Consider the following 11784-nt stretch of genomic DNA (forward strand, 5'->3'; position numbering starts at 1 on the left):
CCGTGCTCAGCCCGCGTGCACGTGGATCGTGCGGCCGATGTCGTCGAGCATGGCGCGCGCCGTGTCGAAGTCGGGGTGGCGCAGTCGGACCCAGGCGTTGGCCATGTAGCCGGCCTCGACGCCCTGGGTGCCGTGCCCGACCGGTGGGAAGTGGCCGTCGATGACCCACTCGCCGTAGCGCGACTGGATCTCGTCGATGCCGCTGTAGCCGGTGATCGACCCGTCGCGGTCGGGGCGGAGCGCGACGATGCCGGCGGCATACGTGCGCTGCATCTGACGCTCGGGGGCGCGGTGGGTGATGACGTGCGCCCACTCGCGGTAGACGTCGACCTCGTTGGCCGCGGAGTAGACGTCCCAGGCGCCGACACCCGGGGGTCGGGCGCCGATCTCGCTGAACTTCAGACCCTTCGGGCCGTAGAACCACTCCATGTGGGTGGCCGACGTCTCGATGCCGAGCGCCTCGATGACGCGGCGCCCGAGCTCACGCACCTCGCTGTAGAAGGCGTTGCCCGGCTCGTCGATGCGGTTCGTCGTGATGAACTGCGGCGAGATCCAGCGCTGGCGCATCGCCTCGAGGACGTTGGGGTAGTAGTGCGTCGCCCAGTCGTGCACGACCCGGCCGTCGAGGCTGATCGTGTCGTAGAAGCCCTCGTGACCCTCGACGAACTCCTCGATGGCGATCGAGCTCGCACCCTCGCGGGCGTAGCCCTGGAGCGCCTGCTCGAGCTCGTGGTCGGAGTCGACGCGCACCGTGCCCTGGGCGCCGGCGCCCGCGCGGGGCTTGAGGATGAGCGGGTAACCCTCGCGCTCGGCGAACGCGCGCGCCTCCCCGGCCGAGTCGACGGCCGCGCTCGCCGCGGTGGGCACACCCGCCTGGCGCAGCGCCTCCTTCATCGACGGCTTGTCACGGCACAGCCACGTCGTGCGGACGCTCGTGCCGGGGATGCCACAGATCTCGCGGACCTGCGCCGCCGGCATCGTGTGCGCCTCGACCGTCGCCTCGAGCGCGTCGATCCAGACCTTGTCCTGGAAGTAGCGGACCGCCTCGACCATCTGGTCGACGTTCGTCACCGAGCCGACGCGGTAGTAGCCGCGAAGCGCACCGAGCACCTCGTCGCCGAGGTGCGCCTCGTCGGACTCACCGACGCCGTAGACGTTCGCGCCCACCGAGGCGAGGGCGTGCACGAAGCGACGCTGGTTCGCCGGGAACGACGGCTCCACGAAGATGATGTTCACGGCGTCGACGCTATCGGTCCACCGGGAGGCCCGCCACGGACGGCCGCGCGCGCCTCCTGCCGCCGCGCGGGTCGAGCGGCAAAAGCGCGCGCCGGACACTCAGGAGGACGAGACTGGAGCTGCCGCACCTCGGGCAGCACCTCACCCCTTACGGAGGAAGCCATGTCGAGCACCGTCCCGAACGCAGCGTCACCCGACCCGACCGACCCCGCCCCCGACGCACCGAGGACGCGCCGCGAGGCCGCCGCCACGTGGGCGTCCCCCGCGACCTCGTCCGGGTGGTCGGGCGCCCTCATCGCCATGGGCATCCTGTCCGTCATCCTCGGCATCATGGTGCTCGTCTGGCCCAAGGCGACCCTGCTCATCGTGGCCATCCTGTTCGGGCTGCAGCTCATCGTCGCCGGAGCCGTCCGCCTGTCCGTGACGCGCGACCTGCCGAGCGACCCGGGCTGGATCAAGCCGCTCTCCATCGGGCTCGGCGTGCTCTCGATCATCGCCGGCATCATCTGCCTCTTCCGACCCGGCACCTCGCTCGCCGTCATCGCGATCTTCATCGCGATCGGCTGGATCGCCGAGGGCATCGCCGCGCTCGTCCAGGGCTTCGGCTCCGACCGGACGACCGGCACGCGCGTCTTCCTCATCGTCAGCGGCGTCGTCTCGATCCTCGGTGGCCTCGTCGTCGCGATCTTCCCGGGCTCGTCGCTCGTCGTGCTGACCCGCATCGCCGGCATCGCGCTCATCGTCATCGGCATCGTCGAGCTCGTCGCGGCCTTCATGGCGCGCCGCGCCGCCGGCCACGGGAGCACCACGGCGCCGGCCACCGCCTGACCCGCCCGGGGCCACCGGACGGCATACGACAGCGTGGAGGTTCGCGCCCCGTCGAAGGGGTGCGAACCTCCGCGACGCCGGTCGGCTCAGGACGGCTGCGGCAGGTCCTCGAACTCGTAGACGCGGCGGACCTCGACCGACACCTCGTCGAAGAGCGAGGCGAACCTCCCGGCCAGCTCGAGCGCCTGCTCCTTGCTCTCGACGTTGACGAGGGCGAAGCCGCCGATGACCTCGCGCGCCTCGCTGAACGGGCCGTCGGTCACCGTGACACCGGCGCCCTCGGTCTTGCGGACGATCGCGCCGTCCTTGCTCTGCGTCACGCCCTCGGCGGCGAGCAGGACGCCCGACTCGGCGTACTCGGACATGAGCGCGCCCATCGCGTCCTGGAACTCCTGGCTCGGGTTCCACGCCTCGGGGCGGGACTCGTCGATCTTGTGGATCATGAGGTAGCGCATCGGTCTCTCCTTGCGTCTCGTGCCGGGTCCGTCCCAGCCTTCACCACGACGTCGAACGGGCGCGGCCCGACTCGACACTTCGATATTCGAAAGGCTGGCTAGAGCCAGCCGCGCTCCTGGGCCACCCGGGCGGCCTCGGCGCGGGTCGACGTGCCGGTCTTGCCGATGGCCGAGCTGAGGTGGTTGCGGACCGTGCCCGGCGACAGGTGGACGACCCCGGCGATGGCGGCGACGGTGCCACCGCGCAGCGCGACCCCGAGGACCTCGCGCTCGCGCTCGGTCAGCGGGTTGGCTCCGTCGACGAGCGACTCGGTGGCGAGCGACGGGTCGACGACCCGCAGCCCGGCGTGAACCCGCCGCACGGCCTCGGCGAGCTGGCGGGCGGGAGTGTCCTTGACGACGAACCCGGACGCGCCGGCCTCGAGCGCCCGACGCAGGTAGCCCGGGCGGCCGAAGGTCGTGACGACGAGCGTGCGCACACCCGGGAGTGCGTCACGGACGGCGGCCGCGGCGGCGATGCCGTCGATGCCGGGCATCTCGATGTCGAGGAGGCAGACCTCGGCGGCCGAGGCACGTGCGGCGTCGACGACCTCGTCGCCGCGCCCCACCTCGGCCACGACCTCGAGGTCGGGCTCGAGCGCGAGCAGAGCGGCGAGCGCCCCACGCACGAGGGCCTGGTCGTCGGCGAGCAGCACCTTGATCGTCGCGCTCACAACGCCACCTCCAGCACGGTCCCGTGGCCCTCCGGGCCCGTCTCGATCGAGAGCCGACCTCCCGCGGCCTCGACCCTCTCACGCAGCCCGCGTATGCCGTTCCCCTCCGGCCGCTCGCCGAGGCCGCGTCCGTCGTCGCGGACGGTCAGACGGTTCGACTCGAGCTCGACCCAGCAGGCGTCGGCGTCGCTGTGGCGCACGACGTTGGTCGTCGCCTCGCGCAGCACCCAGGCGAGGACCGTGCGGTGGCGCGGGTCGACCGCGCTCGGGTCGTCGGGGACGTGGCCCTCGATGCCGGCGCCGGCGAGCGCCGTGCGCGCCGAGGCGAGCTCGTCACCGAGGCGGGCCACCCGCAGGCCCCCGACGGTCGCCCGGATCTCCGCGAGCGCCTGACGGCTCAGGGCCTGGATCTCGGCGAGCTCGCCCTTGGCCCGCTCGGGGTCGAGGTCGACGAGACGCTCGGCCAGCTCGGCCTTGACCGTGACGACGGTGAGCGAGTGACCGAGCACGTCGTGGACGTCGCGGGCCACGCGCTCGCGCTCCTCGACGATGGCGAGGTCGCGCGACATCCGCTCGTAGTCCTCACCCCGGTCGGTCATGAGCCGGACCGCACCGGTCATCGCACCGACGGCGAAGACGATGATGGCCACGACCCAGGTGCCCTCGTCACGGTCGACGAAGACCGCCACCGCCGTCGCGACCGCCACGCACGCGATGCCCAGGGCGATCGACCACGCGAGCGGCAGCGCGAACATCCCGAACGACACGACGAACGGCAGGAGGCCGAGGCTGCCGGCACCGATGAGCGGGGCCAGCCCGACCGCGCAGCCGATCAGCACGAGCAGGTAGCCGACACCCCGACGCTGCGTCGGCGCGCACCTCCGGTGCAGGCGCTGGAGGTGCTGGGCGCCGAGGCCGTAGACGACGGCGAACGTCAGCACGAGGGCCAGCCCGAGCACGACCTGCCAGACCGGCAGGCCGCTCGAGACGAGCGCGATGACGGGGAAGACGAGGAAGACCAGCCACACCGACTGCACGACCCAGCCGAAGCGCTCCCACGGGCTGCGCCCCGGCGCCGGGGCGGCGGCCGGGGCACCCGGGACGTCGGAGACCGACGCCGACTGGGTCACTGGCGCTCCCGGCCGCGGCGCACGAGGAACACGGCGGCGGTCCCGAAGATCGCGAGCCAGGCGAGCACGTTGACGATCGGCAGCCACAGCGGGTCCTGCGACCCGTCGGGCAGGTAGCCCTCGGTGAGCGGATAGCGCGCCAGGGCGGCATACCCGTAGAGCGGCGTGAACTTCGCGAACGCCAGCAGGGCCCCCGACAGCGGGATGAAGACGTTGCCGAGGAAGGCGAAGATCACCATGGTGCCGCTCGCGGCACCGACCGCTGCCTCGGAGCGGAACGCCGTGCCGACGAGCAGGCCGTAGACGGCGAAGACCGCGGACCCGACGAGGCAGAGCGCCGCACTGAGCACCCAGGCCCGCGCCGACCCGCGGGCGCCGGTCGCGGCACCGAGGGCGAAGGTCAGCAGGATCGGCACGGCCGCGACGGTCATGGCGATGAGGGCCTTCATGGCGATGTAGGAGGAGTCGGCGAGCGGGGTGAGGCCGAGCTGCCGGCCCCAGCCCTGCTGGCGCTCTACGGCCGCGTTGCCGCCGATGCTCGTCGTCGCGGTGACGGCGCCGTAGGCAGCCATGCTGATCATGACGTACATCGCGACGTTGCCGTTGCCGATGGTCGCGTCCTTGGCGTCGACCGTCGCGCCGAAGATGAGGTAGAAGAAGGCGGGCAGCACCGCGGTGAAGAACATGCCCGCCCAGTCGCGCGTGATCCGGCGCATCTCGAGCAGCGTGAAGGTGGCGTTCATCGGACGAGCTCCTCGTCGTGGGTCGTGGCGTCGCGGGTGGCGCGGGCGCCACCGGTGTCATGGGTGTCGCGGCCGTCGCCGGTCAGGGTCATGAAGGCCTGCTCGAGACCGGCGGTGACGATCTCGAGGTCGGTGCCGCCGAGCTCGAGCAGGAGCAGCCGCGCGACGGCGTCGGAGTCGCCGGCCGTGACGAGGACCCGGCTGCCGCGCTCCTCGACCTGGTGCACGCCGTCGACCGTCCGCAGCCTCGCGACGGACTCGGCGACCGAGCCCGGCGGCAGCGTCGCGGAGACCGTGCGCCCGCTCGCCTGCGACCGGATCTCTGCCGTCGTGCCGTCCGCGACGATGCGGCCGCCGGCGACGAGGACGATGCGGTCGGCGAAGGCGTCGGCCTCCTCGAGGTAGTGCGTCGCGAAGACGACGGTGCGGCCCGCACTCGCGTCGGCGTGCATCGTGTCCCAGAAGTCGCGGCGGGCCGTGACGTCCATGCCCGCCGTCGGCTCGTCGAGGACGAGCAGTCGCGGGTCGGGCAGGAGCGCCAGCGCGAAGCGCAGCCGCTGCTGCTCGCCCCCGGAGCACTTGGAGACGCGGCGGTCGGCGAGCGACCTCAGCCCGGCACGGTCGATGACCTCGTCGACCGGTGAGTGGACGGCATACGTCGACGCGATCATCCGGACCGTCTCACGGACGGTGAGGTCGCGCAGGAGCCCGCCCGTCTGGAGGACGGCGGACACCTGCCCGCCGACGACGGCCTCCCGGGGCCGGCGGCCGAAGACCTTCGCCGTGCCGCTCGTCGGCTCGGTGAGGCCGAGCACCATGTCGAGGGTCGTCGTCTTGCCGGCACCGTTCGGGCCGAGGAAGGCGACGACCTCGCCGGGCTCGATGCGCAGGTCGATGCCGTCGACGGCACGGACCTCCGCATCCTGGGACCCGCGGCGGGCAGGGAAGCTCTTGACGAGCGAACGCAGCTCGATCGCCGGCGCCCCCGAGGCGCCGTCGACCGGACGAGGTGTGGTGGTCATGACCCAACTCTCCCGCTCGGCGATGCTCCGCGTCAGCAGCAGGCGTCACGTCCTGCGCGTGACAGGTGTCACGGGGCGGCGAACCGGACAGACTGGCCCCATGGCCGACTTCGAGGTGCACCTCGACTCACCGCTGTCCGCACCCGAGGCGTGGCGGCGGATCCTCGACCTGCGCGCGCACACCGCCGTCATCCCGCTCACGACCGTGACCGGCGAGGCGATGGGCGCGAGCGAGCTCGTCGAGGGGTCGCGCTTCGTCGCGCGGACCGGCGTCGGGCCGGTGGGCTTCGACGACGTCATGGTCGTGCAGTCGATCGTCCAGCCGACGACGCACTCGGCCGGGAGCGCCCGGATCCACAAGGAGGGCAAGGTCGTCCGCGGACGCATCGACCTGCTCGTGACCCCCACGGCCTCCGGGTCGACGGTCGGGTGGACGCAGCGCATCGGGGTGCGGGGCCTGCCCGCGCTCCTGGACCCCGTCGTCGCGAAGGTCGCCGGGGCGGCATACGGCTCGACCCTCCGCAAGCTGCTCGCGCGCGGCTGAGGTGCAGGCGCCCGGCCCGCGCGACACACGAAGTGCCGCGCGGACGCGAGCCGCGTGCGGGGTCACGCCAAGTTGGACGGACTTCGTGTGTCGTGAAGGACCGCGGCGGTCAGCGCCAGCCGAGCTCCGGAGCGACGTGCGTCAGGAGGCTCTCGATGACGTGCGCGTTGTAGTCGACGCCGAGCTGGTTGGGCACGGTGAGGAGCAGCGTGTCGGCGGCGGCGATCGCCTCGTCCTCCGCGAGGTCACGGATCAGCTGGTCGGGCTCACCGGCATACGTCTTGCCGAAGCGCGCCGTCCCGCCGTCGATGTGGCCGACCTGGTCCTGGCTCGCCGACTCGCGGCCGAAGTACGCGCGGTCCCGGTCGTCGACGATGGGGAACACGCTGCGGCTCACGGAGACCCGCGGCTCACGCTCGTGCCCTGCGGCCGTCCACGCGTCGCGGAAACGCTGGATCTGCTCGGCCTGGAGCTGGTGGAAGGGCACGCCGGTGTCCTCGGTGAGGAGGGTCGAGCTCATGAGGTTCATCCCCTGCTCGGCCGTCCACTCGGCGGTGGCCCGGCTGCCGGCGCCCCACCAGATGCGGTCGCGAAGACCGGGCGAATGCGGCTCGATGCGGAGCAGCCCGGGCGGGTTGGGAAACATCGGGCGCGGGTTCGGCTCGGCGAAGCCCCGGCCGGACAGGACGTCGAGGAAGACCTCGGTGTGCTGTCGGGCCATCGCGGCGTGGTCGCCGTCGGTGGGCTCGTAGCCGAAGTAGCGGAAGCCGTCGACGACCTGCTCAGGTGACCCACGGCTGATGCCGAGCTGGAGGCGTCCGCCGGAGATGAGGTCGGCCGCGCCGGCGTCCTCCGCCATGTAGAGCGGGTTCTCGTAGCGCATGTCGATGACGCCGGTCCCGATCTCGATCCGGCTCGTGCGCGCCCCGACCGCGGCGACCAGCGGGAACGGCGACGCGAGCTGGCGCGCGAAGTGGTGGATCCGGAAGTAGGCGCCGTCCGCGCCGAGCTCCTCGGCAGCGACCGCGAGGTCGATGGACTGGAGCAGGGCGTCCGAGGCCGACTGCGTGCCCGAGTGCGGCGAGGGGTTCCAGTGCCCGAACGAGAGGAATCCGATCTTCTTCACGTGCGGTCAACAACGGCGGCGCCCGTGCTCTTCCCGCCGCCGCACACCCACCGGCGCCGGGCGACCGACAATCCGGATCGCCCTCTCGCACCGAACGACGAGGCATGACGCGCCTACGATTTGCCCTCAGCGGGATCCTCGCCGCGGTCGCCGGGATCGCTGCCGGCCACCTCGTCGCAGGCTTCCTCGCTCCCGCATCGTCGCCGGTGCTCGCCATCGGGTCAACCGTGATCGACCTGACCCCCACGCCCGTCAAGGAGTGGGCGATCGCGACCTTCGGCACGAACGACAAGGTGATCCTCCAGGGGTCGGTTCTCGTGGTGACGCTGGTCCTCGCCGCCGTGGCCGGGCTGCTCGCCCGTCGTCGGATGCCCGTCGCCATCGGCTTCATCGTGCTGCTCACCGGCCTCGCCGGTGCGGCCGCGCTGCTGCGGCCGGCGGCCCGCCCGCTCGATGCCCTGCCCGCCGTCGCGGCGATGGCCGCCGGGGTCGCGACCCTCGTCTGGCTCACCGGCCTCGCCCGGACCGCCTCGGGCGACGTCGCCCGCGAGACCACCGGCCCACGGGGCTCGGTCATGACGAACGCCGCCGAGCCGGGGCGCACGTCCACAGCAGGCTCGACCGCCGGACGTCGCCGCTTCCTCGGAGGCGCGCTCGGCGTCACGGCCCTCGCGGTGCTCGCCGCCGTCGGCGGCCAGCTGCGCGCCGGCGCCCAGTCGGTCAAGAAGGTCGTCCTGCCCGCCGCCGCCGACAAGGCGAAGGCGCTGCCGAAGGGCCTCGAGGCGACGGTCTCCGGCATCTCCCCGCTGCGCACCCCGACCGACACCTTCTACCGCGTCGACACCAACCTCGTCGTGCCCCGGGTCGACGTCGACACGTGGACGCTCGAGGTCGACGGCATGGTCGAGAAGCCCTTCACGATGACCTTCGCCGAGCTCGCTGCCATGCCGCTCATCGAGCGCGACATCACCATGACGTGCGTCTCCAACGAGGTCGGCGGCGGCTACATCGGCTCCGCCCGGTGGCTCGGCGTCAAGCTGACCGACGTCCTGGACCGAGCCGGCACCACCGGCAGCCCCGACCAGGTGCTGAGCACCGCCGTCGACGGCTTCACCATCAGCACCCCGCTCGCCGTCGTCCGCGACGGGCGCGACGCGATGATCGCCATCGGCATGAACGGCGCCCAGCTCAGCGACACCCACGGCTTCCCGGCGCGCCTCATCACGCCGGGCCTCTACGGCTTCGTGGGTGCGACGAAGTGGCTCACCAAGCTCACCCTGACGACGTATGCCGCCGACCAGTCCTACTGGACGAAGCGGCAGTGGGCGACCGATGCCCCGATCAAGACGAGCGCACGCATCGACACTCCCGAACCGCTGTCGACGATCAAGGCCGGCACGACTGCCATCGGCGGCGTCGCCTGGGCCCAGCACCGCGGCGTCGGCACCGTCGAGGTCAAGATCGACGACGGGCAGTGGCAGAGGACGAAGCTCGGTCCCGACGTCGGCATCGACTACTGGCGCCAGTGGTACCTCGAGTGGGACGCCAAGCCCGGACTCCACCGCATCGCCGTGCGTGCCACCGACCTCAAGGGTCAGGTGCAGAGCACCGAACGCGCCACGCCGTTCCCCAGCGGGTCGAGCGGCATCCAGGAGGTGGTGGTGACCGTCGCGTGAACGCATACGGCCAAGAACCCGCGAAAAAACCTCTCCGACAAGCAATCCGGAGCCACAGCGGCACCGAATCCCCCATGACCGTGCACCACACAGCCACAAGGAGTGACTGACATGAAGAGCACCATGAAGACCCGTACCGGCCTCGTCGCCCTCGCCATCGCCCTGCCCCTGAGCCTCGCGGCCTGCGGCAGCTCCAGCGACAACACCGCCGCCGCCGGTGGCAGCACGCCCGCCGCGACGTCCTCGGACGCCATGACGAGCACACCCTCCGACACGATGACCTCGTCCGAGTCGATGGACGCCGCTGCGGCCGTCTTCGGTGAGGGCTGCGCCGCGGTGCCGAAGGATGGCGCCGGCTCGTTCAACGGCATGGCCACCGCGCCCGTGGCGACCGCCGCGAGCGCCAACCCGCTGCTCTCGACGCTCGTCACCGCCGTCAAGACGGCCGGCCTCGTCGACACCCTGAACTCGGCTCCCGAGATCACCGTCTTCGCGCCCGTCAACGACGCGTTCGCCAAGATCCCGGCCGCCGACCTCAAGAAGGTCCTCGCCGACAAGCCGACCCTCACCAAGATCCTCACGAACCACGTGGTGGCCGGCAAGCTCTCGCCGGACCAGCTCGCGGGCGACCACAAGACGCTCGCCGGCACGACGATCACGGTCAAGGGCTCTGGCGAGAACTTCACCGTCGGCAAGGCCGACGCCAAGGTCATCTGCGGCAACGTCCCCACCGCCAACGCCACGGTGTACATCATCGACGGCGTCCTGATGCCCTGATCGCCACCTGACCAGGCTGACGCAGACCACGACGACGGGCGACACAATGGATCCCATGTCACGGTTCTCGGTGGTTCCCTCCGGCGATGAGTCGCCGGGGGGACCCGCCCGCCCAGCCACCCTGGAGCAGCTGCTCCACCGAGCGGCGACGGGGGACGAGACGGCGTTCGCAGAGCTCTACGACGCCGTCTCCTCCCGGCTCTTCGGTCTCGTCCGCCGGGTCGTGCGCGACCCAGCCCAGTCCGAGGAGGTCACCCAGGAGGTGTTCCTCGAGATCTGGCGGCACAGCGCACGGTTCGACCCGAGCAAGGGTGCGGCTCTCTCGTGGATGCTCACCATCGCTCACCGCAAGGCCGTCGACCGGGTCCGGTCGGCGGAGGCAGCCCGCCACCGCGACGAGGGATACGGCGCCAGCAACCAGGACGTCACCCACGACTCCACAGCGGAGGCCGTCGTCGAACGGCTCGATGCGGAGCGGGTTCATCGGGCGCTAGAGACGCTCACACCGGTCCAGCGGCAGGCCCTCGAGCTGGCCTACCTCTCGGGATACACCCACACGGAGGTGGCCACCATGCTCGACCTGCCACTCGGGACCGCCAAGACACGCATACGTGATGGACTGATCAGACTACGAGACACGTTGGGGGTGACACTGTGAGCGAAGACATCCACGCACTCTCGGGTGCCTACGCCGTGGACGCCCTCGACGACGTCGAGCGAGCGCGCTTCGAGCGCCACCTCGCCGGCTGCACCGCCTGCCAGGCCGAGGTCGAGAGCCTCGTCGCCGCAGCATCGGAGCTGTCGGTGCTGACCGAGGCCGCTCCGCCGGCGTCGCTCCGGGCCAAGGTGCTCGCCGAGATCGCGACCGTCCGCCCACTGCCGCCCCTCACGGCACCGCAGCACGACTCCGCCGACGAGGACGTCACGTCGTCCACGCCCCCGGAGCCCGTGCAGGCTCCGGCCGCCACCGCAGCCCCCGCCACCGAGGTCGAGCACGCCGACGACCTCACCGAGCGTCGCCGGTCCCGCGCCCCCCGTGGGCTCGCCCGGGGCTGGCGGGTGGTCGTCGCCGCCGCCACCGTGGCCGTGCTCGCCATCGGCGGGTTCACGGTCTGGAAGCAGATCGACAAGGACCCGTCCCGAGCCATCGCCGACCAGGTGCTCGCGGCCCCCGACGCCACGCGCTACGGGCAGCGGCTCGCCGGCGGCGCGACGGCCACCGTCGTCCGCTCCAACGCGCTCCACAAGGCCGTCATCGTCACGTCCGGCATGTCGCAGCCGCCCTCGGGCAAGGTCTTCCAGCTGTGGCTCCAGGACGCGACGGGTCACATGACCTCGGCGGGCCTCATGCCCGGCGGCGGAGACCAGGTGGTCGTGCTGAGCGGCGACGCCAGCCACTCGAAGGGCGCCGGCATCACGGTCGAGCCCGAGGGCGGGTCCGACCAGCCGACCTCCAACCCCGTCGCGTTCATCGCCTTCGCCTGAAACAACCGGTCGCCCGGACGTCGGGCGGTCACGAGCTCGCTCCCGGCTT

Annotated in this window: 13 protein-coding genes; 6 read left to right on the plus strand and 7 right to left on the minus strand. The window is 71.9% G+C overall.

Annotated elements, in window-relative coordinates:
• Window positions 1–6: 6 nt before the first annotated feature.
• On the minus strand, window positions 7–1236 hold the full coding sequence (locus tag H283_RS0100065) for an acetyl-CoA carboxylase biotin carboxylase subunit family protein (RefSeq protein ID WP_020141465.1): 1230 nt from the start codon (window positions 1234–1236) through the stop codon (window positions 7–9).
• Between the two features lie 162 nt (window positions 1237–1398).
• On the opposite strand from H283_RS0100065, the gene H283_RS23440 reads away from it, so the two are divergent.
• Window positions 1399–2064, plus strand: coding sequence for an HdeD family acid-resistance protein (locus H283_RS23440; RefSeq protein WP_020141466.1), 666 nt, complete (start codon window positions 1399–1401; stop codon window positions 2062–2064).
• An 86-nt stretch (window positions 2065–2150) separates the two neighbouring features.
• On the opposite strand, the gene H283_RS0100075 is transcribed toward H283_RS23440, so the two are convergent.
• The 5 genes from H283_RS0100075 to H283_RS0100095 form a co-directional block, all read right to left on the minus strand.
• Window positions 2151–2519, minus strand: coding sequence for a YciI family protein (locus H283_RS0100075; protein ID WP_020141467.1), 369 nt, complete (start codon window positions 2517–2519; stop codon window positions 2151–2153).
• A gap of 98 nt (window positions 2520–2617) precedes the next feature.
• Window positions 2618–3232, minus strand: coding sequence for a response regulator (locus H283_RS0100080; RefSeq protein ID WP_020141468.1), 615 nt, complete (start codon window positions 3230–3232; stop codon window positions 2618–2620).
• Entirely contained in the window at window positions 3229–4362 is a 1134-nt protein-coding gene (locus tag H283_RS0100085; protein WP_020141469.1) for a sensor histidine kinase, read from the minus strand. The genes H283_RS0100080 and H283_RS0100085 overlap by 4 nt, the downstream gene beginning before the upstream one ends.
• The gene (locus H283_RS0100090; protein ID WP_020141470.1) at window positions 4359–5105 is read right to left on the minus strand and encodes an ABC transporter permease; all 747 of its coding nucleotides are present in this window, start codon (window positions 5103–5105) and stop codon (window positions 4359–4361) included. Before H283_RS0100090 ends, H283_RS0100085 begins: the two co-directional genes overlap by 4 nt.
• Complete coding sequence (locus H283_RS0100095; protein ID WP_020141471.1) at window positions 5102–6127, minus strand: ABC transporter ATP-binding protein; 1026 nt, start codon at window positions 6125–6127, stop codon at window positions 5102–5104. The genes H283_RS0100090 and H283_RS0100095 overlap by 4 nt, the downstream gene beginning before the upstream one ends.
• A 100-nt stretch (window positions 6128–6227) precedes the next feature.
• On the opposite strand from H283_RS0100095, the gene H283_RS0100100 reads away from it, so the two are divergent.
• A complete protein-coding gene (locus tag H283_RS0100100) occupies window positions 6228–6671 on the plus strand; it encodes an SRPBCC family protein (protein WP_020141472.1) in 444 nt (147 codons plus the stop codon).
• 109 nt (window positions 6672–6780) lie between these two features.
• Here H283_RS0100100 and H283_RS0100105 read toward each other — a convergent pair whose 3' ends face one another.
• On the minus strand, window positions 6781–7797 hold the full coding sequence (locus H283_RS0100105) for an LLM class flavin-dependent oxidoreductase (protein ID WP_020141473.1): 1017 nt from the start codon (window positions 7795–7797) through the stop codon (window positions 6781–6783).
• A 104-nt stretch (window positions 7798–7901) separates the two neighbouring features.
• On the opposite strand from H283_RS0100105, the gene H283_RS0100110 reads away from it, so the two are divergent.
• The 4 genes from H283_RS0100110 to H283_RS0100125 all read left to right on the plus strand — a co-directional run bounded on the left by H283_RS0100110 (window position 7902) and on the right by H283_RS0100125 (window position 11735).
• Window positions 7902–9473 (plus strand): molybdopterin-dependent oxidoreductase, encoded by a 1572-nt coding sequence (locus H283_RS0100110; protein ID WP_020141474.1) that lies wholly within the window; start codon window positions 7902–7904, stop codon window positions 9471–9473.
• A 111-nt stretch (window positions 9474–9584) separates the two neighbouring features.
• The gene (locus H283_RS0100115) at window positions 9585–10250 is read left to right on the plus strand and encodes a fasciclin domain-containing protein (RefSeq protein ID WP_020141475.1); all 666 of its coding nucleotides are present in this window, start codon (window positions 9585–9587) and stop codon (window positions 10248–10250) included.
• A 46-nt stretch (window positions 10251–10296) separates the two neighbouring features.
• Window positions 10297–10908: an ECF RNA polymerase sigma factor SigK gene (sigK, locus tag H283_RS0100120; RefSeq protein WP_020141476.1), complete on the plus strand. Its 612-nt coding sequence runs from the start codon at window positions 10297–10299 to the stop codon at window positions 10906–10908.
• Complete coding sequence (locus tag H283_RS0100125; protein WP_020141477.1) at window positions 10905–11735, plus strand: anti-sigma factor domain-containing protein; 831 nt, start codon at window positions 10905–10907, stop codon at window positions 11733–11735. The genes sigK and H283_RS0100125 overlap by 4 nt, the downstream gene beginning before the upstream one ends.
• Window positions 11736–11784: the final 49 nt, after the last annotated feature.

This window comes from Terracoccus sp. 273MFTsu3.1 (assembly GCF_000383675.1).
Classification (GTDB): Bacteria; Actinomycetota; Actinomycetes; order Actinomycetales; family Dermatophilaceae; genus Terrabacter.